Here is a 23,841-nt window from a genome sequence, read left to right on the forward strand (position 1 = left end):
TTATCCAGGGCGCAACGACGCCGTCCTGTCCCGTGACGGCGATTGCCTGGAGGCTTCGTGGCGAACGCTTTCCCGCATGGAACCGTCCATCAGGCAGGCGAGGACCTGCAGGCCGCCCTGCTTTCGGATCCGAAGCTCTTCGCGCTCTGGGAAAGCCTGACGCCGCTCGGCCGGAACGAGTTCATCTGCTGGGTCGACGACGCGAAGCAGCCGGCGACCCGCCAGCGCCGCATCGCCCGGACCCGCGACGAATTGTTGGAAGGCAAGAAGCGGCCCTGCTGCTGGCCGGGCTGCATCCACCGCACCGACAAGCCCCCAGGCCGCTGGCAGCAGGCCGTCCTCTCCGCCCGGCGAGAAAAGAACGGCGCTTAGGCAGGCTTTGAGGCGACGCGACGTTTGCGCCGCTGCCGGTCAGACTACCGCCTAGCCAAATCCGAAGAGATGGTGGTGCGAGCAGCCCGGGTGCCTGCGCGGTCCAGGGCGGTTGCTCGTTCGGCGGCCGGCAAGCCTGCTCTCTCCCGCACGTCGATGCGCGGAAGCGTGACGGAGGTTGAGGCGCAAATGCGGGAGAGTGTTGAGTGACCGACTGCCCGTCCGCTCTCGACCCTTCTCGGAAGCTCAGGAGGTCCGCTTCTCGGCAGCCTGATCCCGCTTCGTCGCCTTCTGGCCGTCGGCAAAAGGTCGCTCTGAATCAGCTTTCAGAAGAAACGGGTTGCCTTCTCGGTTCTCCAGGAAAGTTGACGTGCCTCCAACACGACCTTGGTACTAAAAGAGACCAGGGCTGATTGCGTACACAGCCAATAAGTCTGGAACTGACAATCACGGCAGGGCTTGAGCCGAAGGAGCCGAGCTTCTTAGGCGCACTCAACTTGGCCGATGGCACGATAGTCAAAGACTATTCAAGCTATTTCGACGTTCCGAGCGCGCCATCACGGAGGATTCCATGAGGGCTCTCGTTTGGCACGGCAAGGAAGACATCCGCTGCGATACGGTCACCGATCCTTTCATCGAGCACCCGCGCGACGCGATCATCAAGGTGACAAGCTGCGCGATCTGCGGCTCGGACCTCCATCTTTTCCATAATCTGGTCCCCGCGATGCTGCCCGGCGACATCATGGGGCATGAGTCGATGGGCGAGGTCGTCGAGGTCGGCACAGCCGCGAAGGGCAAGCTCAAGAAGGGCGACCGCGTCGTGATCCCCTTCACCATCCAGTGCGGAGAGTGCGACCAGTGCCGGCGAGGCAACTTTTCGGTCTGCCAACGGTCGAACCGGAAGGGTGAGCTGGGCGACAAGGTGTTCGGCCACAGGACGGCGGGGCTGTTCGGGTACACGCACCTGACCGGGGGGTACCCAGGTGGGCAGGCCGAGTATCTGCGCGTCCCCTTTGCCGACACGACGCACGTCAAGGTGCCGGACGGCATCGACGACGAGAAACTGCTCTTCCTCTCTGACATCTTGCCCACCGGTTGGCAGGCCGCAGTCCAAGCTGACATTCAGCCCGGAGACACCGTCGCTGTCTGGGGATGCGGACCGGTCGGCCAGATGACGATCCGCTCGGCCATCCTCCTTGGCGCCGAGCAGGTCATCGCGATCGATTGTCTCCCGGAGCGGCTTTCCATGGCGGAGGCCGCGGGAGCGATCACCATCGACTTCACGCAGGAGAGCGTCGTCGAACGGCTGAACGAGCTGACCGGCGGCGAAGGCCCCCACAAATGCATCGACGCGGTCGGCACCGAGGCCCACGTCAATTTCGGTCAGCCGGACACCGTGCTCGACCGCGCCAAGCAGATGCTGATGGGCGAGAACGATCGGCCCCACGTTCTTCGCGAGATGATTTACGTGTGCCGACCCGCCGGCGTTATCTCGATCATCGGGGTTTATCTCGGGCTCGTCGACAAGATCCCGATGGGCCAGGCGATGAACAAGGGCCTGACCTTCCGCATGGCGCAGGCGCACGTGCCGCGATGGACGGGCGACCTCCTCCGCAGGATCGAGGACGGGCAGATCGATCCGTCCTTCGTGATCACCCACAAGGTCGACCTTTCGGACGGACCCGAGATGTACCGCACGTTCCGCGACAAGACGGACGGCTGCATCAAGGTCATGCTCCAGCCCTGAACGATCTAGCCGGAAGAGGTTTCGCCATGGCGCTCACGAACATCTCGCATATCGCTCGCTCCGAAGGGGATCCCCGGGTCGTGCGCAAGGGCCCAAGCTCAATGACGGAGCCGGACACGCTCGCACGGGCGCTCGGATGGCTCTCCATTGGAATCGGCGTCACCGAGCTGCTGGCCGCTGAGCGGCTCATGCGCATGCTCGGCCTACATGGGAAGGAAGGCCTGATCCGGGCTTATGGCGTCCGCGAGTTGGCAAGCGCGGTGCCGACGCTGTCGATCGACAAGGGCGTCGGCCTCGCGACGCGAATTGCCGGTGACGCGCTTGATCTCGCAACGCTCGCGACGGCGCTGCATCGGAGCAACCCCAAGCGGGACAACGCGGCGATCGCGACTGCGCTCGTCGTAGGGATCACGGCGCTCGACCTGATCGCCTATGTCGGCGTCAAGGCTGCACACCGCCGCGCGCCCGGGAGCGGACGTGACTACTCCGACCGCAGCGGCCTGCCTCGCGGGCAGCGAGCCTCACGCGGTCTCGCCCGCAAGGACTTTCAAATACCGGCCGACTATCGGGCAGAGGGTACGGTCGCGCCCAAAATCCCTGCTCTCGCATCCTGATTGAGCATCTCCTGTGAACCTCGAGCAGCAGGTCGGGGCGGCCCTCATGCTGCTCTTCCTGGCCGACATCTTCCTGACCGTCCTATACGCGCGGGCGGGGACCGGACTGCTCGCGCCCTCTTGGAACAGGGCGATCTGGTCTGCGCTCCGCACGGTGGCGGGGCCGCTCGGGAGACACCGCGGCGTAGTCTTATCGTTCGGCGGCCCCTTGATCGTCATCTCGCTCGTCTTTTTCTGGGCATCGGGAATGGCAATCGGGGCGGCGCTCGTCATCCAACCCGAGCTCGGCACCTCGATCCGGCCGTCGAGTGGCGACACCCCGACCGATTTCATCACCGCGCTCCTTGTCGCGGGCAACTCTCTGTCGATCGTCGGAAGCGGCGACTACTCTCCCCACACAGCGGGCACCCGCGTCCTCTTCTTCGTGAACTCGTTGATAGGTGCGTCGGTGCTGTCACTGGTGCTGAGCTACCTCGTCCAGGTCTATTCCGCGCTTCGCGAACGAAACGCCCTCGCTCTGAATATCCATTTGATGACGGGGAGCACGGGTGACGCGGCCGAGATGCTGGCTCGACTCGCACCAGGTGGAGATACCAGCAGCGCGACCAGCGAACTCGGCAACCTGGCGAGGTCCCTCGCAGCGACGAAGGAGGCGCATCATTTCTACCCGTTGCTGTTCTACTTTCGCTTCGAAGAGCCGCTGTATTCGGTGTCCCGCTTCAGCTTCGTCATTCTCGACCTCGTCACCTTGATCGAGTGCGCCGTGGAGGTGAATGCTCAGCTGGCCCGGTCGGCGCCGGTGGCCTCGCTGCGGCAGGGCAGCAGGCTTCTCCTGGAAACCCTGGACCGAAGCCTCCCCACTCCCACGAGATCGGCCGAGATCATTTCAAGAACCGACCTGCACGACAGTTACACCGCCGCGACCGAAACCCTTGAGAGGGACGGGATCAGGACCCGAGCGGGCGGAGGGGAGGCCTATGTCGCCGCACGCGCGGCATGGGAACCGCTGGTGCGACGCGTAGCGCCGGCACTCGGCTATACCATCGACGACATCGCCCGGCGAACCGTCCGGAGCTGAGCCAGCGCTCGAGGGAGGCCAGAGGAAATTCCGGTTCTGGGCAGGCCGCCAACTTCGGCTCACCACCCTTCTCCGACATTCACGCCGACATCGTTCGCCAATTCTGTACGCTCGGGCGTTCCTGCATCCTGGCGTGCCAAGCCATCAGAGCCTCGCATTCGTCCGGCAGGGTAATCTTGAGCAAAGCGGCAAAGATCATGCCCCCGACGAGCGTGATGTCCGCCATCGAGAAGCAATTGCCGGCAACGAAGGTCTGCCCTCGCAGGACGGCATCGAAGTACCGCATTCCTCGCAGGGCCTTGTCGCGCTGATACAATCCCCACTCGTGGTTTTGGTAGACTTCCACGTGGGGACCGAGACCGGGTGTGGCGTGGTGAAAATAGATGCTGATCGCGTCGAGAACCTCCAGTTCGGCGCGTTTGCTCATCATGTGAATGACGCCCTTCTCGCGGGGAGTTTTCCCCGTCAGCAAAGACCTGCCGTCGAGCGCGTCGAGGTACTCGGTTATAGCCGTGCATTCGGCGATGAGCGTGCCGTCGCCGAGTTCGAGCACAGGCAGCGTGCCGGAGTAGTTCTTCGCGCGGAACTCCTCCGTCTTGTGCTCGCCCTTTCGCAGATCAACCGAGACGAAGCGCGCCTGAGACTGCAAGCCTAGCTCCGCCAAGGCTATGCGAACGCGTGCTGGATAGGGGCCATTGTGCCAGTCGTAGATCGTCAGGGTCATTGATTTGGCTTCTGCTGATCGCATGGACTACAGGAACTTACGGCGTCGTGTCGGCCACCTCAAACAGGGAGGAGCCATCTCCCCGGAAGGGCTGATTCCCGCCCATCTCGGGCAGCGCCGACCCAATGCCTGTGCGCATGGTTCAGCGCGGCTTGGCTTTGGCTCGGCATTCGCCGATCGCCGCTCGGCTCCCCCCTACAGTACCCCATGCCGCCGAAACACATCCGCCAGCTTCGCGCCCACCGCGAGTTCGTCTCGGGTGGTGGTCTCGCTGTCGACCTTGGCGAGGGCGGTTGCAAAGGCTTCGGAGGCGGCGGAGGCGGGGATGATCACGACGCCGTCGGCGTCGCCGAAGACCCAGTCGCCCGGATGGACCAGGACGCCCCCGCATTCGACCGGCACGTCGGCCTCCATCATCTTGCCGCGGCCTTTTGAATCCAGCGGGCCGATGCCGCCGTGGAAGACCGGGAAGCCCGTGGCGCGGATGGCCCGGATGTCGCGGACGAGGCCGTCCGTGACGCAGCCTGCGGCGCCGCGGGCGCGGGCGGCGGTGGTCAGCAATTCGCCCCAGGGCGCGATGCGGTCGGTCGGCCCGCCGCAGGCGAAGACCGCGACGTCGCCTTCCTTGAGGTCGTCCACGAGGGCGATCTCGACGTCATAGGGGTTCTCGCCCTCGCGCACGGAATAGACCGGCATGTAGAGCCCGGTCCTGGCCCGCCCGAACAGGATGTGCGCCTCGTCCAGCGGCCGCACGAAGGGCCGCATGGCCTGGCTTCGAAACCCCATGCCGTCGAGAACGTCGGACAAGACGGCGGCATAGAGGCGCTTCTGGACATCGACGGGCAGCATGCGGGTCCTCCGATCGAACGTGGGCCGCAACCATTGTTGTTCCCGGCCGGAGGGGCCGCAAGGCGGTTTGGGGCGATGGGTGAAGCCTCACTGTCATTTCCGGCCGGAGGCGCCGGAGGCACCGGCGCTGGCAGGCGGTGCGCGCCATCCCTTGTAAGTCCGCCTTGTCCGGATCTGGCATGATGCCGATTGCGGTGGCAGGCGAGAGACCGGGCACCCTGAGGGACGCCAAGCCCATGGGAGAGCGCGCGTCATCGCCTGCCGTTCCATCGAGCCCGAACAGTCGCTTGGGCCGCGCGACGCGAAGCCCGCTCGCGCAAGGACGGGACAGGATGGACGCCATCGTAGTTGGGATCGACGTGTCGAAGGACCGGATGCACGTCGCGGTGCGACCAAGCGGGGAGGCGTTCGCCGTGGGGCGAGATGCCGAGGGGTTGGAGGTCCTGGTTGCCCGCCTGGCGCCTCTCTCGCCGATCGCTGTCGCCGTGGAGGCGGCCGGCGGGTACGAGACGGTCGTGGCCGCAAGCCTCGCGGCTGCGGGGCTCGCTGTTGTGGTCGTGAACCCCGCTCAGGTCAGGGCCTTCGCCCAGGCGCTCGGCCGACGCGCCAAGACGGACCCGATCGACGCCGCGGTGATCGCCCGGTTCGTCGAGGCAACCCGGCCCGAGATCCGCCCGCTGCGCGATGCCGAGACCCAGACCTTGGCCGACCTGGTCACCCGGCGCCGGCAGATCGTCGCCATGATGGTGGCCGAGCGGCAGCGGCAGAAGCGGCTGACGGACCGGCGCCTGCAGAAGAGCATCGCCCGCCTCCTCACCGCCCTTCAGAAGGAACTCTCGAGCCTGGAGACCGACATCGAGGATACCGTACGCGGCTCGCCCGCCTGGCGTGAGAGCGAGGATCTGCTCGCTTCCGTGCCGGGTGTTGGCAAAACCATTGCTCGGACCATGCTGGCCGAGTTGCCCGAGCTCGGTCGCCTTGACCGCCGCCAGATCGCGGCCCTTGCCGGCCTTGCTCCCTGGACCCGTCAGTCCGGTACCTGGAGGGGCCGGAGCTTCATTGGCGGCGGACGGGCCTCCGTGCGGGCTGTCCTCTTCACGGGAGCCATGGCAGCCGCCCGCTTCAATCCGCACCTCAAGGCCTTCAGGGATAAGCTGGTTCAGGCCGGCAAGCCCAAGCTCGTCGCCCTCGTTGCCGTCGCCCGGAAGCTCCTCACCGTCCTAAACGCCACCCTTCGCGACAGGCAGCCATGGCAACAGCAAGACGCTTGACCGCGAACACAGTCGCTCTCCCCGGCGGGGAGAGGGTCGGGGTGAGGGGGACCAACGCTGTCCGTAGAGCGTGCAGCCCCCCTCACCCGCCTTCGGGCTTCGCCCTGCGGCGACCTCTCCCCAGCTGGGGAGAGGTGACCCGCGGCGCCCGTCAGGTCTCGAGCGGCTTCAGCCCCCGCTCGATCTCCGCACGCCGCCCTTCCAGGAAGGGCGGCAGCGCGAGCTTCTCGCCGAGCTTGTCCATCGGCTCGTCGGCCGCGAAGCCCGGCCCGTCCGTCGCGATCTCGAACAAAATGCCGTTCGGCTCGCGGAAATAGAGGGAGCGGAAGTAGAAGCGGTCGACCGGCCCGCTTGAAGGTACCCGCTTTTGGCGGAGCTGGTCGGCCCAGGCCTCGTAATCCGCGTCAGGAATACGGAAGGCGACGTGGTGAACGCCGCCCGCGCCCTGGCTCGCGGTCGGCGCGTTCGGCTCGATGACGACATGCAGCTCCGCGGCCGGACCGCCTTCGCCCATTTCGTACACGATCACTGTCCTGTCCTCGATCCGGTATTCGCGGACGGGCTGCATCGCCATGAGCTTCTGCAGCACGACATCGGTCTTGCTCAGCTCCGGCACGCTGATCGTGATCGGCCCAAGGCCGCGGATCTGGTCCTCGGCCGGCACCGGGCTCTTCGCCCAGACATGGCCTTCGCCGCGGCCACCATCGTCAACGAGGCTGAGGCGCTGGCCCTCGGGATCCTCGAAGTCGACCGTAAGGCGGCCGTCGCGCTCCTCGATGCCGGCGTGGCGTATTCCAGCCTTTCCGAGCCGCTCCGTCCAGCGAGTCAGCGCGGCCGCACCCGATACGCGAAGGGCCGTCCTGACGATGCTGTTCGTCCCGCGCCGCTCGCGCGGGGCCGGCCAGTCGAAGAAGGTCAGGTCCGAGCCAGGAGTCGCAAGGCCGTCCGCGTAGAAGAGGTGATAGGCGGAGACGTCGTCCTGGTTCACGGTCTTCTTCACGAGCCGCATGCCCAAGACGCCCGTGTAGAAGGCGTGGTTGCCGGGCGCGTCTGTCGTGATGGCGGTGAGATGGTGAATGCCGGTGAGCTGCATGGGTTGGTCCCCGTGAGCCACGTCCTCCGGGACGAGCTCGATGGAGGGGACATGGCCACCGGGCATCCGCCGCCGCAAGGCACCGCCTGCAAGGGCTTTCGTGCACTCCTGCAAGGAAACGCGGCAGGCTAGATCCGCGGCACCTCCATGCCCCGCTGAACGGCCGGACGTGCACCGACTTCGGCGAGCCAGCGGTCTGTCGCGGGGCTTGGCTCGAAATCTGGCCCGGCACGCTCGCGCAGCTTGGCCTGCAGAGCCTTGGTCCAGGTGTAGGTCGAGATATCCGCGATGCTGTACTCGCCGGCCAGGTACGGCTCTTCCGAGAGCCGCCTCTCGAGCACGCCGAAGAGCCTGATCGCTTCCTTCGTGAAACGATCGATCGCAGCGGGGACCTTCTCCTCGGCCCGGAGTGCGAAATAGCTCCACTGCCCGAGCATGGGGGCGAGCCCCGCGACGGACCAGACGAGCCACTCGAGCGTCCGGTCCCGGCGCGGCCCGCCCATGGGCAGGAGCTTGCCCGAGCCTTCAGCCAAGTGGATCAGGATCGCGGCCGTCTCGAACACGACCCGCGGCGGGCCTGCCCCGCGGGCATCCAGGATGGCCGGGATCTTGTTGTTGGGCGAGATCTTGAGGAATGCCGGTTCGAACTGTTCACCCTTCCCGAGGTCGACCGGCCTCACCTCGTATTCGAGGCCGAGCTCCTCGAGCATGATCGACGCCTTGCGTCCGTTCGGTGTCGTCCAGGTATAGAGGGTGATCACGTCACCGCTCCGCGTGGTCTGTCCGGCCCTTTTCTACACCGCCCTGAAGAGAAGTCTCAGTCTCGCCGGACGCGTCCGGCTTCGTGCGGACCTTGGGCATGAGACGCGGCGCGTCTGTTCTCTTGCCAGCATCCCGCATCGTACCCTGGCCCTGCCCGGGCTGGTTGTTCGCGGTGTTGCTGGTCACGCCCATGGCGACTCACTCCTCAGCCAGTGCCCGGATCGACGTCTCCGCCCTGCGGCGAGCCGCTCGGAAGCGCGCCCGAGCCTGGCGTGGATTCATCACGCCGGTTCTCGGCGCTCGGGCTGGACGAACCGGAATCCCGCCTTCCCGAATGAGAGCCGGTCCCGCCCGTATCCGGAACGGAGCGCGAGCCAGTCGTCTGCCCCTCCTTGGACGAGCGGTCGCCCGCTTCGGGTTTTGCGGAGGCGGACTTCTCCGAGGGACGTGCCGCGCCGGCCGCGGCTGCGTCCTCGTGATTGCCGTAGCCGGCATTCGCCATCTCGCTCTCCCTGAAACTGACATGGGTCAACTCCAGGGAAGCGAGATCGTTGCGCTCGGATCAGCGCGCGGCGATCACCGCGATCTCGACCTTGAACTGAGGCGCGGCGAGCTGTGCCTGGACGGTGGCGCGAGCCGGCGAGCAGCCTTCCGCGACCCAGCCGTCCCACACGGAATTCATCTCGGCGAAGGTTGCAATGTCGGTCAGCCAGATATTGGCCGAGAGCAGCTTCGTCTTGTCCGTGCCGGCCTTAGCCAGAAGCGCATCGATGATGCCCAGGATCTCGCGCGTCTGCTCGCCGACGCTGCTGCCTGCCGTCTTATCCGCTACCTGGCCCGCCAGATACACGGTGTTCCCGTGCACAACCGCCTTGCTCATGCGGGGGCCGCATTCGATCCGCTCGATGCTCATTCGATCCTTCCTCGGCCGCGAAGGGCGGCGATGCCCTCCTAGCGTCTCGCTTCCAAAGAGTCAGGAGCGGCGCGGTCCTACCAGAGAGTTGCCTTGAGGCGACCGGGATAGGCCTGGTCGATCGCCTCCGCATCCATGCGGCCGGCCGTGCAGGCTTTCAGGATGCGGCCGGGGCTCGGGAGCGAGTTGCGCTCGACATGCCGGGACGGGTCCCAGAGCTGGGACCGCATGATCGCTTTCGCGCATTGGAAGTAGACCCTGTCGATCTCCACCACGAGCACCGAACGCGGCGCCTGGCCCTCGACCACGAAACTCGCCAGCAGCTCAGGATCCACGGAGATCCTCGCCCGCCCATTGACCCGGATCGTTTCCCCGCAGCCGGGAATGAGAAACAGGAGCCCGACCCGCGGATCGTGCAGGATGTTGCCCAGCGTATCGACCCGGTTGTTCCCGCGCCGGTCGGGGATCATGAGCGTGCGGTCGTCGACGATGCGTACGAAACCCGGTGCGTCGCCGCGCGGCGTGCAGTCGAGCCCGTCGGGACCGGCGCTCGCGATCGTCAGAAAGGGCGAGGCCTCGATGAACACCCGATATTCGGGAATCAGCCGGTCGAGTTCCTTGTAGACCGCATTCTCGCTTGGCTCGCCGTAGAGGCCGTGCAGTGTTTCGGGCGAGGTGATTTCGGTCGGTGCGGCCATCTTCGAAGCTTGGGCAAGAACCCCGCTGCGGTCAATTTTTTCCAAGCTTGACCGTCGGCGTGCAACTCCGCCGCATCCGAGGCGTTGCACGGGCGTCTCAGCAGCCGGAGCGCGCGACGATGGGTATCATTTGGACGATCATTCTGGGTTTCATCATCGGCGTCGTTGCCAAGTTCCTGATGCCAGGTCGCAACGAGCCTCAAGGCTTCATACTGACGACCATCCTCGGCATCGTCGGCATGTTCGTCGGAACTTGGCTTGGTCAGCTCGTCGGCTGGTACGGCCCGAATGATGGAGCCCGGTTCATTGGCGGCGTCGTCGGCGCGATCGTCGTGCTGTTCATCTACGGGCTGATCGCCGGGCGGTCGGCGTCCCGCCCGATGGTATGACATCGGCGCCGTCGGTGTAGGGCCGACGCAACGCCGGAAAATGAAGCCGCCCGGCATCCCGGGCGGCTTTTTTCATGCCTGGGGGTGATCGCCCGAGATCGCGGCCTTTGCCGGGCAGTGACCGGTCGCGCCGCGGATTGCGAGCGCCACGCCGGCAACGAGGGCGACAAGGCTCAGCAGCTTGTTCGGGCGCGGCTTCGCGGCGACGGCGGCGAGCGCCAATCCGCCGACCACCGACACGCTCCGCTCGGTGAAGGACAGGTTCTGCTCGCCCGAGAACAGGTGCTGGGCTTCCTCGATCACGGCATTCGGCATGGCTTTGAGCTCCTCGCGCCGCAGCATGCGGCGGTGATGGAGCGTGAACCGGCCAGACCGGGTCCCGTTCCCGCATCGTTGCCAGGGCGGAGCTGCCGGAGTGCAGCACCACCGAACCTCGCAGAGACCGGGTCGCCGTCGCGGTCCAATCAGGGCAAGATGCGCTCCGGGCAGAGGGAGCACGGGTGCGGATGATCAGGGTCGGAATTGGCGGCTGGACCTTCGCTCCCTGGTGCGGAACCTTCTACCCCAAGGGCCTGCCGCATGCCCGCGAGCTGGAGCATGCGAGCCGGCATGTCACCGCCATCGAGATCAACGGCACCTTCTACCGCACCCAATCGCCCGAGAGCTTTCGCAAATGGGCGGCCGAGACGCCGGAGAACTTCGTCTTCTCCGTGAAGGGCCACCGGTTCGTGACCAACCGCAAGAGGCTCGCCGAGGCGGGCGACGCGGTCGAAACCTTCATCGGCTCCGGCGTGCTGGAACTCGGCGACAAGCTCGGCCCGCTGCTCTGGCAGCTGGCCCCGACCAAGAAGTTCGAGCCGGAGGACATCGACGCCTTCCTCCGGCTCCTGCCGAAGGAGCGCGGCGGCCGCCCGCTCCGGCATGCGCTCGAGGTCAGGCACGAGACCTTCCTGACGCCCGACCTCATCGAGATCCTGCGGCGGCACGGGGTGCCGGTCGTCTTCGCCGAGTCGGACGACTATCCGGCGATCGCCGACCCCGTCGGCGACTTCGTCTACGCACGCCTCCAGCGCTGCCGCGAGGCGGAGCCGGACGGCTATTCCCCGGCCGAGCTCGATCTCTGGGCCGGGCGGGCCAAGGCCTGGGAGCGGGGCGAGGCGCCGGAGGGGCTGCCCTCGCTCTCGAATACGGCCCCGGAGACGACGAAGCGGGACGTCTTCATGTTCTTCATCGCGGGCGACAAGGTCCGCGCCCCGATGGCCGCGCAGGCGCTGCTGAAGCGGCTCCAGCCGCCTGCTTGACACGGCAGGGCCGCCGGGCGGACGCTCCGGCCAGCGCATCCCGGAACGCGGATGCGGCGACGGGCAGGCCGGCCTGTCGGCAGGCCGGGAGCGGGGCGCACCCGCATCGCCTCGCTCATCTCCACCCTGCCCGGGAACGGGAGGAGGAGAGCCATGTCGACTTACATCGTGCTGTCGAACTGGACCGACCAGGGCCTTCGCGCCGTGAAGGATTCGGCGAAGCGCCTCGATGCCACCCGCAAGGCCGCGGAAGCGCTCGGCGGCAGCATCAAGGCCTTCTACCTGACGATGGGCGAGTACGACATGGTGCTCGTCGCGGAGGCCCCGGACGACGCCACCTTCGCGCGCTTCATGCTGGAGCTCGCCATGATGGGCAATGTCCGCACCCGCACCCTGAAGGCGTTTCCGGAGGCGGCCTACCGGGAGATCATCGCGTCCTTCTCGTGACCTCGAACCGCCCCGCCGCTCGCACCGGCGAAAGCCGGTGCCCCGCGCGGAGCTGTGGATCCCGGCCTGCGCCGGGATGAGCGGAAAGCCTCAATGCCGGAGGCCGGGCGCCTCCTGGCCGGTGCGGGCGACATATTCGGTGTAGCCGCCGCCATAGAGGTGCGGGCCCTCGTCCGTCAGCTCCAGCACGCGGTTCGACAGCGCGGCGAGGAAGTGCCGGTCGTGGCTGACGAACAGCATGGTGCCCTCGAAATTCGATAAAGCCCCGATCAGCATCTCCTTCGTGGCGATGTCGAGGTGGTTGGTCGGCTCGTCGAGCACCAAGAAGTTCGGCGGGTCGTACAGCATCTTGGCCATCACGAGCCGCGCCTTCTCGCCGCCCGACAGCACGCGGCAGCGCTTCTCGACGTCGTCGCCCGAGAAGCCGAAGCAGCCGGCGAGCGCCCTGAGCGACCCCTGGCCGGCCTGCGGGAAGGAATCCTGCAGCGTCTCGAACACCGTGCGCTCGCCTTCGAGCAGGTCCATGGCGTGCTGCGCGAAATAGCCGAGCTTGACGCTCGCCCCGATCGACACCGATCCTTCGTCCGGCTCGGTCGTCCCTGTGACGAGCTTCAGCAGGGTCGACTTGCCGGCCCCGTTCACGCCCATCACGCACCAGCGCTCGCGCCGGCGGATGCCGAAATCGAGCCCCTCGTAGATGATCCGCGAGCCATAGGCCTTGTGCACGCCCTTCAGGCTCACGACGTCGTCGCCCGACCGCGGCGCCGGGGGAAAATCGAACGCCACGGAGACGCGCCGCTTCGGCGGCTCCACGCGCTCGATCTTGTCGAGCTTCTTCACCCGGCTCTGCACCTGCGCGGCATGCGAGGCGCGCGCCTTGAAGCGCTCGATGAAGGCGATCTCCTTGGCCAGCATCGCCTGCTGGCGCTCGAACTGCGCCTGTTTCTGCGCCTCGGCGAGCGCGCGCTGGCCCTCGTAGAACTCGTAATTGCCCGAATAGGTCGTGAGCTCGCCGCCCTCGATCTCGATGATCTTGGTCACGACGCGGTTCATGAAGGCGCGGTCGTGCGAGGTCATCAGCAGCGCGCCGTCGAAGCCCTTGAGGAAGCTCTCGAGCCAGATCAGGCTTTCGAGGTCCAGGTGGTTCGACGGCTCGTCGAGCAGCATCACGTCCGGCTTCATCAGCAGGATGCGGGCGAGGGCGACGCGCATCTTCCAGCCGCCCGAGAGCGCCCCGACATCGCCGTCCATCATCTCCTGGCTGAAGGAGAGCCCGTCCAGCACCTCGCGGGCCCGGCCCTCGAGCGCGTAGCCGTCCAGCTCCTCGAACCGCGCCTGCACCTCGCCGTAGCGCTCGATGATCGCGTCCATCTCGTCGGCCCGCTCGGGATCCGCCATGGCGGATTCGAGCTCGCGCAGCTCCGCCGCGACCGCGCTCACCGGCCCCGCGCCCTCCATCACCTCCGCGACGGCGCTGCGGCCGGACATCTCGCCGACATCCTGGCTGAAATACCCGATCGTGATGCCGCGATCGGCCGAGACCTGCCCCTCGTCCGGCGGCTCCTCGCCCGTGATCATGCGGAACAGGGTGGTCTTCCCGGCGCCGTTCGGCCCGACGAGCCCGACCTTCTCGCCCCGCTGCAGCGCGGCCGAAGCCTCGATGAAGACGATCTGCTTCCCGTTCTGCTTACCGATCCTGTCGAGACGTATCATTCTTGCGGTGCTTCAGGTTCCGAGCTGTTGCGGGGTCACTAGGCGAGATGCTGCAACTGCGAAAGGGGAGGGGATGCCGCGTATCCCTCCCCCCGCTCGACCTCCGCCCCGCCCACACCGGCGAAAGCCGGTGGCAGGGGCTGAGGCGTGGCTGGATCCCGGCTTCCGCCGGGATGAGCGGAGAGGTGGCAGACGGCTGGATTGCTTCGGTACGCTCGCAAAGACGAGCCCGACCGCGCCGCCGCGCTCCGACTGCCAGCCCCGGTACCTCCAGCGCCTCCGGCCGGGAATGACATGATGCGCTACGTCATCCCCGGCGGCCCGTGAGGCTCCACTATCATCCCCGGCGCCCGCGCACAGCGGGGAAGGGGATCGAGCCAGCCCGGGCCGCTGCGCACCCTCTCCCGTGCGGGACCGTTGCGATACCTCGTGTTGGGGTTCAGGGTTCAGCGGGCGAGCAAGGAGCCGGGTCGTTCCCCTCCGCGCGTGCCCCCGCTGAGCTCTCGTGGATCGTCCTGCTGGCGATCCGTGCCCGTCATGCGGGCGCGAGAGCGACCCACCGGCGCATGTTGAAGGCGATGGCCGCAAGGGTGACTTGGGCGCTGGCCTTGAGGAGGCCGATGTACCGGATGGCGGTGAGCCCCATCCGACGCTTCCATGTCGCGAAGGTCGTCTCGACGCCTGAACGGGTCCTGGCGACGAGGCGGTTGTAGCGCTTCTGGGACCGCAGTTCAGGATTGTGCTTGTTGGGCCGGCGCGCGAGACGGGCCTTGACGCCCCGGGCCCGCAGGGCCGCGGCGCGGGCATGGGTGTGATAGGCGGCATCCGCCCACACGGCCCGCTCGTCGCCGCGCACGAGAGCATCAGCGGGCGTGGTGTCGTTGATGTTGGCTGGTGTCGTGAGGACCGAGCGGATGAGGCCCGAGCCCTCGTCCACGCCGACATGGGCCTTGTAGCCGAAGCAGTAGCCGGGCTTCCCGCTGCGCCGGGCATAGCGGGCGTCCGGATCGGTGACGCGGCCGTCCCGCGAGGGCGGCTCGGAGGCTTGGGTGTCGATCAGGGTCGCATCCAGCATGGTGCCCCGCTTCAGCATCAGCCCGGCCGCGTCGAGCTGCCGGTCAAGTTCGGCGAAGAGCTCCTTCAGGCATCCTGCCTCGATCAGGCGAAGACGGAAGCGGCACAGCGTCGCGTGGTCAGGCACGCCGTCGGCCAGGGCGAGGCCGACAAAGCGGCGGAACGACAGCCGATTCGCCAAGGCCTCCTCCAGGCCCGCATCCGACAGCCCATACAGCGACTGCAACAGTAGGGCCTTGAACATCACCAGCGGCTCGTAACCCGGACGGCCGGGACCCCGATCGCGAAACCCGGCGAGACGGGCCTCGAACCCCGACCAGTCGACCAAAGCCAACAGCCGGTCCAGCCGACCCGGCCGCGCCCGATCCGGCAGAAGCGCATCCGCAAAGCTCATCTGACCCGTGCGCTTCGCCGACATCCCGAAACTCCCGCTCACAGCAGAGAATCACGATGGGAGGATTTTGCAACGGTCCCGTGCGTGGGAGAGGGTCGGATGCGCAGCATCCGGGGTGAGGGATGGACCTTTGTTGGATGAAGCGAGGCCGTATTGCCGTTGCGGCAAGGAGATCGATCCGGCCGCAGCACAACCCTCACCCAGCCGCTTTCGGCGTCCGACCCTCTCCCCGCCGGGGAGAGCGACTGTGTTCGCGATCAAGCGTCTTGCTGTTGCCATGGCTGCCTGTCGCGAAGGGTGGCGTTAAGGACGGTGAGGAGCTTCCGGGCAACGGCAACGAGGGCGACGAGCTTGGGCTTGCCGGCCTGAACCAGCTTATCCCTGAAGGCCTTGAGGTGCGGATTGTAGCGGGCGGCTGCCATGGCTCCCGTGAAGAGGACAGCCCGCACGGAGGCCCGTCCGCCGCCAATGAAGCTCCGGCCCCTCCAGGTACCGGACTGGCGGGTCCAGGGAGCAAGGCCGGCAAGGGCCGCGATCTGGCGGCGGTCAAGGCGACCGAGCTCGGGCAACTCGGCCAGCATGGTCCGATCCCAACTACGATGGCGTCCATCCTGTCCCGTCCTTGCACAAGCGGGCTTCGCGTCGCGGCCCAAGCGACTGTTCAGGTCCGATGGAACGGCACGCGATGACCCGCGCTCGCCCACGGGCTTGGCGTCCCTCAGGGTGCCCGGTCTCTCGCCTGCCACCGCAACCGGCATCATGCCAGATCCGGACAAGGCGGACTTACAAGGGTGGCGCGTAACGCTTGTTCACAAGCGCTTGATAGCGGCTCCCGCTACGCTTGCTCCCCCTGGATGGCCCGCTTAAGTGAGGGAACATTCAGCGAACGTACGATGGACGAGCGGCTCACGAGGAAACTTCGCATCCTGGCCGATGCGGCGAAATACGACGCCTCCTGCGCCTCCTCGGGCGCGCCGAAGCGCTCGGCCGGGCGCGACGGGATCGGGTCCACCAACAAGATCGGGATCTGCCATTCCTACACGCCTGACGGGCGGTGCGTGTCTCTGCTGAAGATCCTGCTAACGAACTACTGCCTGTTCGACTGTGCCTATTGCATCAACCGCCGTTCCTCCAACGTGGAGCGGGCGCGCTTCTCCGTGCAGGAGGTCGTGGACATCACGATCGCCTTCTACAAGCGCAACTACATCGAGGGACTGTTCCTCTCCTCCGGCATCATCCGCTCGCCGGATTATACGATGGAGCAGCTGGTGCTGGTCGCGAAGACGTTGCGGCAGCAGCACGGCTATCGGGGCTACATTCATCTCAAGACCATTCCCGAGGCGAGCCCCTGGCTGATCGAGCAGGCCGGCCTCTGGGCGGACAGGCTCTCGGTCAATCTCGAGCTGCCGACCGACGAGGGCCTGAAAAGCTTCGCGCCCGAGAAGCAGGCCGGGACCATCAAGGCCGCGATGGGCCAGATGCGCGAGCGCATCGACGAAGCCAAGGCCGAGAAGCGTTCCTTCTCGCCGGCCGGGCAATCGACACAACTCATCGTCGGGGCGGACGCGGCGAGCGATGCGGACGTGCTGCGCACCACGGCTAACCTTTATGACCGCTACGCGCTCCGGCGCGTCTATTTCTCGGCCTTCAGCCCTATCCCGGACACGACGTCGAAGCTGCCGGCCAAGGCGCCTCCCCTGCAGCGCGAGAACCGGCTGTATCAGGCAGACTGGCTGCTGCGGCACTACGAGTTCGAGGTCGAGGAGATCGCCTCCGCGACCGAGGGCGGCATGCTCGACCTCGAGGTCGACCCGAAGCTCGCTTGGGCGCTGAAGAATAGGGAGCGCTTTCCGGTCGACGTGAACAAGGCGGATCGCGAGATGCTGCTGCGGGTGCCGGGCCTCGGGGCGCGCGCGGTGGACAAGATCGTCAAGGCGCGCCGGCACACGACCCTTCGGCTGGATGATTTGAAGCGGCTCTCGGGCGCCCTGAAGCGGAGCTTGCCCTTCCTGATCGCGGCCGACCACCATCCTGCCGGCACGACGGACCAAGCCGACCTCCGCGCCCGGCTCGTTCAGCCCGCGGCCGAACAGTTGGCCTTGTTCTGATGCGCGAGGTTGCCCTCCAGCCCGGCGCCGATCTCGACGGTTTTCGCCGGGCCGCCCGGTCGCTGGTTGCCGGGGACTTCGCACCGGGCGAGGTCGCCTGGAGCACGGCCGAGCCAAACCTGTTCGGGGCCGAGCCGATGACGGAGCCTGGGCCGGATGCACCGCCACTTCGCCTGCCGCGCGCACTCGCCGAGCTGGTCGAGGAGGTCGTGCCGCACAGCGATCCGGAGCGCTATGCCCTTCTGTACGATGTGATCTGGCGCGTTGCCCATGGCCAGCGCGGATTGCTGGAGATCGGGAGCGATCCGGTCGTTCATCGCCTCGATCTGATGCGGAAATCGGTCCGGCGCGACATCCATAAGATGCACGCCTATGTGCGCTTCCGGCAGCTCGACACGGCTCCCGGCGAGCCCGAGCACTACGCCGCCTGGTTCGAGCCCGACCACTTCATCCTCGAAGCGGCGACCCCGTTCTTCGTCGAGCGCTTCCGGGCGATGCGTTGGAGCATCGTCACGCCGATCGGGACGGCCGTTTGGGACGGGCACAAGCTCCGCTTCGGACCGCCGGGCACCCGGGCCGATGTGCCGGCAGACGATAAATTCGAATCGGGTTGGACCGGCTACTACGAATCCACCTTCAACCCGGCCCGCGCCAATCCGAAGCTGATGCAGCAGCACATGGCGAAGAAGTACTGGCGCAACATGCCGGAGGCCCAGGCGATCCCGAACCTCATCCGATCCGCCTCCTCGCGCGTTGAGCGGATGCTGGAGGAGGAGCCGACGGTGCCGACCAAACGCATGCCGGAAGGTGCGCTCGCCGCCATGATGGATCAGGCGCCTACCAACCTCGCGGAGCTCAACGCCATTATCAAGGCGTCCGGCCCGCTCGTGCCGGGCGCGACGCAGGCGGTCGTCGGCGAGGGTCCGGAGCATGCGGGCATCGTCTTTGTCGGCGAGCAGCCCGGAGACGAAGAGGACGTCCAGGGCCGGCCTTTCGTAGGCCCGGCCGGGCGGCTGCTCGACCGAGCCCTGGGCGAGGCAGGCATCGAGCGCAAGGACGTGTACCTCACGAATGCCGTGAAGCATTTCAAGTTCGAGCAGCGCGGCAAGCGCCGCATCCATGCGAAGCCCACGGCCGGCGAGGTCAGTCATTACCGCTGGTGGCTGATGCGCGAGCTGGAGCTGATCGAGCCGAAGCTCGTGGTGGCGCTCGGCGGGACGGCAGTGCTGGCGCTGACCGGCAAGCAGGTTCCGATCACGCGCGCCCGGGGCCCGGCGAAGCTGCTCGAGGATTTCCAGGGCTACATCACCGTGCACCCATCGTACCTGCTGCGGCTGCCGGACGAGGATGCGAAGCGGAGCGCCTATTCGAGCTTCGTGGACGACATGCGCCGCATCCGGGAACTCGGGAAGGCGGAGCGGCCCCGTCTGGCGGCGGAGTAGCTAGCCGTAGCGGTGCAACTCCGCCCCATGCCGCTTCAACCAGCGCTCGGCCTCTTCGGTTTGCGGGCAGAGGGCCTTGAGCAGCGTCCAGAACCGGTTCGAGTGGTTCAGCTCCTTCAGGTGCGCCACCTCGTGCGCAGCGAGATAATCAAGCACGAAGGGGGGCGCCATGATGAGCCGCCAGGAGAAGCTCAGGGTGCCGGTCGAGGAGCACGAGCCCCATCGGCTTTTCGTGTCCCGAATCGCGATCCGCCGCGCCGGGATGCCGAGCGCGCCGGTGTGCTTTGCGACCGCCTCGCGCAGGTCCTTGCCAGCCTCGCTGGTCAGGTAGCGCCTGACGCGGCCCGGTATCGCCTCGCTGAACCCGGAGACGAGGAGGACAGGCCCGAGCTCCGCGTCGACCTCGGCCTTCACGAGCGCGCGCATGCCCGGCCTGTGCTCGATCCGATGGGGGATGCCCCGGACAGGCACAGCGGATCCGGGTACGAACCCGACCCGTTCGGGCACGCGGGCGATCCGTGCCGCGATCCAGCCGCCATGCGCCTCCGCGAAGGAACGGGCCGACGCGAAGGTGACATGCTCGGGAACCGTCAGCACGACTTGGCCGGTGGCACTCGACACACGCAGCGTAAGGCGGCGAAGGCCTGGCCGGCGACGCAGCGCCACTTCGAAGCGCTGGCCGGCATGGTCCACGTCGATTGCGGAAGGCTCGGCCGTCCGGGTGCGGCGGAACAGAAGCGGCATGCCCCTGCCTGCCTGCTCGGCAGCGATTTGTCAGCTCCGCCGGGCGGCGCAGCCCTCGTTAAGCCACAGGAACGAGAGCGGCCCGGCGCGCGCGGGGAGCCTTTACGACGGCCGGGCGCCGTTCATGCGTCGCGATGAAATCGCAAATCCGCGGGGCGATCTCCGACCGGAACCGAGATCCGTTGAAGACGCCGTAATGCCCCACGCCTTTCTGGAGGTAGTACACTTTCCTGTCGGCTGACAGGTTGGGAGTGAGCTCGAGCGCTGCCTGGGTCTGGCCGACGCCGGAAATGTCGTCCTTCTCGCCCTCGACGGCCATGATGGCGCAGCGGCGGATCGCAAGGAGATCGACCGGATCGCCACGGTGGAGCAGTTCACCCTTCGGAAGCTCGTGATCCACGAACACCTTTGCGACCGTCTGGAGGTAGAACTCCGCCGTGAGGTCCATCACGGCGAGGTACTCATCATAAAAGTCGCGGTGCTTCTCCGCAGCGTCGCCGTCTCCGTGCACGAGATGGTTGAACATATCCCGATGCGCCGTGATGTGGCGATCGAGGTTCATGGCCATGAACCCCGAGAGCTGGAGAAACCCCGGATAGACCTGCCGGCCGAAACCCGGATAGCCGAACGGGACCGTGTGGATGCAGTGGCGCCGGAACCACTCGACGCCCCGCTTCTCGGCAAGCTGGTTCACGGCCGTGGGGGAGCGGCGGGTGTCGATTGGCCCACCCATGACGGTGAGGGAGCGCGGTATCGCCGGCTCGTCCTCTGCCTCCAGGCGGGCGACCGCAGCGATCGCCGGCACGGATGGCTGGCAGACGGCCATCAGATGGAGGTCCGGACCCAGGTCCCGGCACATATCCATCACGTAGTCGATGTAGTCGTCGAGGTCGAAGCCGCCCTCAGCGACCGGCACCATGCTGGCGTCGGTCCAATCGGTGATCATGACCTCGTGCGTCGGCAGGAATGCCTCCACCGTGCCGCGGAGCAACGTAGCGTAGTGGCCGGACATCGGGGCGATGATCAGGAGCTTCGGCTGACGGACCGGTTTTGCCGTCGGGCCGCGCCGGAACGCGATCACGCGGCAGAATGGCCGCGACCAGATCACCTCCTCGGAGACAGGCACACGTTCGCCCCCCACGAGGGTCGAACCCAGCCCGAAATCCGGCTTCGCGTAGCGGCGCGTCGTGCGCTCGAACATCTCGCAGGCCGCCGCGACCGTGCGGCCAACGGGCGTATAGGTCAGCGGATTGGCGGGATTGTTCAGGGCGAGACGCGCGAGGTCGGAGGCAGCCCTGGCCGGAGCCAGGATGGCATGGGCGGCATCGAACCAGTAATAGGCGAGGTCCATCGACACTCCTGAACCCGGGCCGGCTGCCTGAAGCGGGCCGAGCGTCAACCCAAAGTCACAATTGCGGTTCCTTAGATCCTACGCGGCGCTGCCTTTCTTCAAGGTGAACTCACCACGATCATTGGGCATAACGCTAGCGGCACAGGCTGGTGGGCGCGGGTTTCAGTGCCCATGTTGTCCTGCAGCCTCACTCTTTGGTTCTAGCTCTCGCTGAACGGCGAGGAATTTGGTTGTGCCGAGCCTGATCACAAACCCGCCGGAGCATCCTGCGACAGGCGCCATCGGCCGGGATGCTCGCCGGCTCAAGCTCGACACGCTTGTGCGGCTGCGCTGGCTCGCGGTCGCGGGCCAGTCGGCGGCGGTCGCCTTCGTCCATTTCGAGCTGGGGTACAAGCTGCCCTTTGCGCTCTGCCTGGCCGTGATTGCCCTGGCGGCTCTCGTGAACCTCTGGCTGGGCCTCAAATGGCCGGCCAGCCACCGGCTGGGCGAGGACCTCGCGACCTTCCTCCTCGCCTTCGACATTTTGCAATTGGCGGCGCTGCTCTACCTCACCGGCGGTCTTCAGAACCCCTTCGCAATCCTGTTCCTCGCGCCGGTTCTCATCTCGGCGGCCGCGCTCCCGCCCGCCCGCACAGTCGGACTCGGCCTCCTGGCGGCGGCCTGCGCCACCCTGCTCCTCTTTTATCACTACAAGTTGCCCTGGAACCCCGCCGACGGCTTCGAGCTACCCCGTCTGTATGTGGTCGGGGTGTGGAGCGCGATCCTCCTCGCCATCGCGTTCACCGGCGCTTTTGCCTATCGGATCGCCGAAGAGGCGCGCCAGCTCTCGGCTGCCCTCGCCGCCACCGAACTCGTCCTCGCCCGCGAGCAGCACCTGTCACAGCTCGACGGGCTGGCCGCCGCTGCCGCTCACGAGCTCGGGACGCCGCTAGCCACTATTGCGCTCGTCTCCAAGGAGCTCGATCTCCAGGCTCCCGAGGGCAGTGCCCTCAAGGAGGACACGAGCCTCCTCCGTGAGCAGGTCGAGCGCTGCCGGTCGATCCTGTCCAAGCTGACTTCCCTCGGCGACGAAGAGGGAGGGTTCCTCGAAAGCATGACGCTCCGCCATCTGATCGAGGAGGTCGTCAGTCCCGAACGGTCGCTCGGAGTCGACATCGAGGTCGTGTGCTCGGGTGAAGGCCCAGAGCCCGTCAGCCGGCGCTCGCCGGGGCTTCTCTATGGCCTGGGCAATCTCGTCGACAATGCCGCCGACTTCGCGGAGAGCCGTATCGAGATCCGGGCGCACTGGACCCCGCACGAAGTGGCCGTCGAGATCCGGGACGACGGGCCGGGCTTCCCGCCGGAGATCCTGCTGAGGCTGGGCGAGCCTTATGTCACAACTCGCGGCCGCGAACGTTCGCAGGATCCCGAAAGCGGCTCCGGCTTGGGCCTTGGGCTCTTCATCGCGAAGACGCTGATCGAGCGGTCGGGAGGGCAGCTGACGCTGTCCAATGCTGCGCCCCCGGATCGAGGCGCCATCGCTCGCATTGTCTGGCTCCGGACGAGCTTCGAAGAGAAATCAGCAATCACAACAACGGGATCGACGGCTGCCCCCCTAAAAGAAGTCGAGATCGTTTCTATATAGAGGGAACCAAAAGCCCCGATCGAGGATCGTAACGTGGCTCACCCACAGATCGCCATGAACGAGAGCAACGCTCCTATGTCGGCTCTCACAGAAAACTCCCTTCTTCTCGTCGATGACGATCGCGCGTTTTCGACCCGGCTGGCCCGCGCCATGGAGGCTCGCGGCTTCGAGGTGCGGGTCGCGGAAAGCGTCGCGGAGGGCGTAGCCCTGATCGAGGAGAAGGCTCCGGCCTACGCGGTCATCGACATGCGCCTGGCCGACGGGAACGGTCTCGACGTGATCGCGCGCCTCAAGGAGCGCCGTCCCGACGCGCGCGGGGTCATCCTGACGGGTTACGGAAATATCGCGACCGCCGTGACGGCCGTGAAGCTCGGCGCCTTCGACTATCTCGCCAAGCCTGCGGACGCGGATGAGATCCATGCCGCCCTGAAGGCCGAGCCGGGCGAGCGCGCCAGCCCGCCCGAGAACCCGATGTCGGCCGATCGTGTCCGCTGGGAGCATATCCAGCGCGTGTACGAGCTGTGTGGCCGGAATGTTTCCGAGACCGCCCGTCGGCTCAACATGCACCGCCGGACGCTCCAGAGGATCCTGGCCAAGCGCGCCCCGCGCTGAAAGCCGGCAGCTCAGTCCATCCAGCCGGTCGCGCCGGCTGGATCTACGAGCCCGTGGTGGCGGTTCGCGGCTGCGTGCGCAAAGCGGAGCAGAACCGCCTTTCGCCGGGCGGCTGCCATTCGGTGCTCGGGCGCCTCTCTGATCAGAGCGGCTCCGTACCCGTCCGCCACGATAAGTCCCGCTCCCTCCGGGAGCACCTCGGTCGGGAAGCGGTCGCTGACTGCGAAGAAGAGCCGGTCGCAGAATTCCCGGTAATCCGGCCACTTCGCGTCGGCGCGAAAATCCGCGAGCGAGGATTTCACTTCCAGGATCCAGACGCAGCCATCCTGGCCGATCCCGACGATGTCGGCTCGGCGGCCGGAGGCCAGCGTGAGTTCCGTGACCGAGGCATATCCCATCCCCGACAGGAGCCGCCGCGCACCGGTGCAGATGGCGAGTGCGGCGGGTGATTGCCGCCCGTCGCTTGGGACTGTGAGGGTATCGCTGTGTAGCGCAAGGGCCATGGCGCGTTCTGGTCTGTT

26 protein-coding genes and 1 pseudogene are annotated in these 23,841 nt (G+C 66.8%); 12 read left to right on the plus strand and 15 right to left on the minus strand.

All coding sequences use genetic code 11. The annotated features are described in order from the left end of the window. Positions 1 to 57: 57 nt before the first annotated feature. The 4 genes from ACO2SS_RS14370 (at position 58) to ACO2SS_RS14385 (ending at position 3,811) form a co-directional block, all read left to right on the plus strand. On the plus strand, positions 58 to 372 hold the full coding sequence (locus ACO2SS_RS14370) for a YdeI/OmpD-associated family protein (protein ID WP_423278366.1): 315 nt from the start codon (positions 58 to 60) through the stop codon (positions 370 to 372). Between the two features lie 571 nt (positions 373 to 943). Further along, positions 944 to 2,119: a zinc-dependent alcohol dehydrogenase gene (locus tag ACO2SS_RS14375; RefSeq protein ID WP_423278367.1), complete on the plus strand. Its 1,176-nt coding sequence runs from the start codon at positions 944 to 946 to the stop codon at positions 2,117 to 2,119. 26 nt (positions 2,120 to 2,145) lie between these two features. Next, positions 2,146 to 2,733: a hypothetical protein gene (locus tag ACO2SS_RS14380; RefSeq protein ID WP_423278368.1), complete on the plus strand. Its 588-nt coding sequence runs from the start codon at positions 2,146 to 2,148 to the stop codon at positions 2,731 to 2,733. Between the two features lie 46 nt (positions 2,734 to 2,779). Continuing rightward, positions 2,780 to 3,811 (plus strand): ion channel, encoded by a 1,032-nt coding sequence (locus tag ACO2SS_RS14385; RefSeq protein ID WP_423278369.1) that lies wholly within the window; start codon positions 2,780 to 2,782, stop codon positions 3,809 to 3,811. A 79-nt stretch (positions 3,812 to 3,890) separates the two neighbouring features. On the opposite strand, the gene ACO2SS_RS14390 is transcribed toward ACO2SS_RS14385, so the two are convergent. Together ACO2SS_RS14390 and ACO2SS_RS14395 are read right to left on the minus strand one after the other, a co-directional pair. Continuing rightward, on the minus strand, positions 3,891 to 4,529 hold the full coding sequence (locus ACO2SS_RS14390; protein WP_423278571.1) for a glutathione S-transferase: 639 nt from the start codon (positions 4,527 to 4,529) through the stop codon (positions 3,891 to 3,893). 201 nt (positions 4,530 to 4,730) lie between these two features. Beyond that, positions 4,731 to 5,384, minus strand: coding sequence for an RraA family protein (locus ACO2SS_RS14395; protein ID WP_423278370.1), 654 nt, complete (start codon positions 5,382 to 5,384; stop codon positions 4,731 to 4,733). Between the two features lie 332 nt (positions 5,385 to 5,716). Between ACO2SS_RS14395 and ACO2SS_RS14400 the strand changes: the two genes are divergently transcribed. After that, a complete protein-coding gene (locus tag ACO2SS_RS14400; protein ID WP_423278371.1) occupies positions 5,717 to 6,655 on the plus strand; it encodes an IS110 family transposase in 939 nt (312 codons plus the stop codon). 151 nt (positions 6,656 to 6,806) lie between these two features. On the opposite strand, the gene ACO2SS_RS14405 is transcribed toward ACO2SS_RS14400, so the two are convergent. The 6 genes from ACO2SS_RS14405 to ACO2SS_RS14430 all read right to left on the minus strand — a co-directional run bounded on the left by ACO2SS_RS14405 (position 6,807) and on the right by ACO2SS_RS14430 (position 10,121). Next, a complete protein-coding gene (locus tag ACO2SS_RS14405; protein ID WP_423278372.1) occupies positions 6,807 to 7,748 on the minus strand; it encodes a ring-cleaving dioxygenase in 942 nt (313 codons plus the stop codon). 128 nt (positions 7,749 to 7,876) lie between these two features. Further along, the gene (locus ACO2SS_RS14410) at positions 7,877 to 8,509 is read right to left on the minus strand and encodes a glutathione S-transferase N-terminal domain-containing protein (protein ID WP_423278373.1); all 633 of its coding nucleotides are present in this window, start codon (positions 8,507 to 8,509) and stop codon (positions 7,877 to 7,879) included. A 1-nt stretch (position 8,510) separates the two neighbouring features. Continuing rightward, entirely contained in the window at positions 8,511 to 8,702 is a 192-nt protein-coding gene (locus ACO2SS_RS14415) for a hypothetical protein (protein WP_423278374.1), read from the minus strand. Between the two features lie 13 nt (positions 8,703 to 8,715). Further along, positions 8,716 to 9,012 (minus strand): hypothetical protein, encoded by a 297-nt coding sequence (locus ACO2SS_RS14420; RefSeq protein ID WP_423278375.1) that lies wholly within the window; start codon positions 9,010 to 9,012, stop codon positions 8,716 to 8,718. Positions 9,013 to 9,072: 60 nt separating this feature from the next. Further along, on the minus strand, positions 9,073 to 9,423 hold the full coding sequence (locus ACO2SS_RS14425) for a RidA family protein (protein ID WP_423278376.1): 351 nt from the start codon (positions 9,421 to 9,423) through the stop codon (positions 9,073 to 9,075). Positions 9,424 to 9,500: 77 nt separating this feature from the next. Beyond that, a complete protein-coding gene (locus ACO2SS_RS14430) occupies positions 9,501 to 10,121 on the minus strand; it encodes a pyridoxamine 5'-phosphate oxidase family protein (protein WP_423278377.1) in 621 nt (206 codons plus the stop codon). Positions 10,122 to 10,240: 119 nt separating this feature from the next. Between ACO2SS_RS14430 and ACO2SS_RS14435 the strand changes: the two genes are divergently transcribed. Continuing rightward, the gene (locus ACO2SS_RS14435) at positions 10,241 to 10,510 is read left to right on the plus strand and encodes a GlsB/YeaQ/YmgE family stress response membrane protein (protein WP_423278378.1); all 270 of its coding nucleotides are present in this window, start codon (positions 10,241 to 10,243) and stop codon (positions 10,508 to 10,510) included. A 72-nt stretch (positions 10,511 to 10,582) separates the two neighbouring features. On the opposite strand, the gene ACO2SS_RS14440 is transcribed toward ACO2SS_RS14435, so the two are convergent. Next, entirely contained in the window at positions 10,583 to 10,825 is a 243-nt protein-coding gene (locus tag ACO2SS_RS14440) for a YgaP-like transmembrane domain (RefSeq protein ID WP_423278379.1), read from the minus strand. A gap of 191 nt (positions 10,826 to 11,016) precedes the next feature. Between ACO2SS_RS14440 and ACO2SS_RS14445 the strand changes: the two genes are divergently transcribed. Beyond that, positions 11,017 to 11,811 carry a DUF72 domain-containing protein gene (locus tag ACO2SS_RS14445; RefSeq protein ID WP_423278380.1) on the plus strand — a complete coding sequence of 265 codons (795 nt, stop codon included), beginning with the start codon at positions 11,017 to 11,019 and terminating at the stop codon, positions 11,809 to 11,811. Between the two features lie 153 nt (positions 11,812 to 11,964). Beyond that, entirely contained in the window at positions 11,965 to 12,258 is a 294-nt protein-coding gene (locus ACO2SS_RS14450) for a GYD domain-containing protein (RefSeq protein WP_423278381.1), read from the plus strand. 90 nt (positions 12,259 to 12,348) lie between these two features. Here the strand turns inward: ACO2SS_RS14450 and ACO2SS_RS14455 are convergent, their stop codons facing one another. The 3 genes and pseudogenes from ACO2SS_RS14455 to ACO2SS_RS14465 all read right to left on the minus strand — a co-directional run. Then, complete coding sequence (locus ACO2SS_RS14455; RefSeq protein WP_423278382.1) at positions 12,349 to 13,971, minus strand: ABC-F family ATP-binding cassette domain-containing protein; 1,623 nt, start codon at positions 13,969 to 13,971, stop codon at positions 12,349 to 12,351. A gap of 535 nt (positions 13,972 to 14,506) precedes the next feature. Next, positions 14,507 to 15,463, minus strand: a complete 957-nt coding sequence (locus tag ACO2SS_RS14460; RefSeq protein WP_423278383.1) for an IS5 family transposase — start codon at positions 15,461 to 15,463, stop codon at positions 14,507 to 14,509. Between the two features lie 233 nt (positions 15,464 to 15,696). Continuing rightward, positions 15,697 to 16,026 (minus strand): annotated as a pseudogene (locus ACO2SS_RS14465) (transposase); the annotation flags it as partial. 306 nt (positions 16,027 to 16,332) lie between these two features. Between ACO2SS_RS14465 and ACO2SS_RS14470 the strand changes: the two are divergent. Further along, positions 16,333 to 17,547 (plus strand): putative DNA modification/repair radical SAM protein, encoded by a 1,215-nt coding sequence (locus ACO2SS_RS14470; protein WP_423278384.1) that lies wholly within the window; start codon positions 16,333 to 16,335, stop codon positions 17,545 to 17,547. Next, positions 17,547 to 18,989 carry a UdgX family uracil-DNA binding protein gene (locus ACO2SS_RS14475; RefSeq protein ID WP_423278385.1) on the plus strand — a complete coding sequence of 481 codons (1,443 nt, stop codon included), beginning with the start codon at positions 17,547 to 17,549 and terminating at the stop codon, positions 18,987 to 18,989. The genes ACO2SS_RS14470 and ACO2SS_RS14475 overlap by 1 nt, the downstream gene beginning before the upstream one ends. Here the strand turns inward: ACO2SS_RS14475 and ACO2SS_RS14480 are convergent, their stop codons facing one another. Beyond that, the gene (locus ACO2SS_RS14480; protein ID WP_423278386.1) at positions 18,990 to 19,733 is read right to left on the minus strand and encodes a M48 family metallopeptidase; all 744 of its coding nucleotides are present in this window, start codon (positions 19,731 to 19,733) and stop codon (positions 18,990 to 18,992) included. A 58-nt stretch (positions 19,734 to 19,791) separates the two neighbouring features. Further along, the gene (locus tag ACO2SS_RS14485; protein WP_423278387.1) at positions 19,792 to 21,084 is read right to left on the minus strand and encodes a polyhydroxyalkanoate depolymerase; all 1,293 of its coding nucleotides are present in this window, start codon (positions 21,082 to 21,084) and stop codon (positions 19,792 to 19,794) included. A gap of 241 nt (positions 21,085 to 21,325) precedes the next feature. Here ACO2SS_RS14485 and ACO2SS_RS14490 point away from each other — a divergent pair, with 241 nt between their 5' ends. Then, the gene (locus tag ACO2SS_RS14490; protein ID WP_423278572.1) at positions 21,326 to 22,708 is read left to right on the plus strand and encodes an ActS/PrrB/RegB family redox-sensitive histidine kinase; all 1,383 of its coding nucleotides are present in this window, start codon (positions 21,326 to 21,328) and stop codon (positions 22,706 to 22,708) included. A gap of 54 nt (positions 22,709 to 22,762) precedes the next feature. Further along, positions 22,763 to 23,320, plus strand: a complete 558-nt coding sequence (locus ACO2SS_RS14495) for an ActR/PrrA/RegA family redox response regulator transcription factor (RefSeq protein ID WP_423278573.1) — start codon at positions 22,763 to 22,765, stop codon at positions 23,318 to 23,320. A gap of 11 nt (positions 23,321 to 23,331) precedes the next feature. Here ACO2SS_RS14495 and ACO2SS_RS14500 read toward each other — a convergent pair whose 3' ends face one another. After that, positions 23,332 to 23,823, minus strand: a complete 492-nt coding sequence (locus ACO2SS_RS14500; RefSeq protein WP_423278388.1) for an MmcB family DNA repair protein — start codon at positions 23,821 to 23,823, stop codon at positions 23,332 to 23,334. Between the last annotated feature and the right edge of the window lie 18 nt (positions 23,824 to 23,841).

The organism is Enterovirga sp. CN4-39, assembly GCF_049446235.1.
Classification (GTDB): domain Bacteria; phylum Pseudomonadota; class Alphaproteobacteria; order Rhizobiales; family Beijerinckiaceae; genus Enterovirga.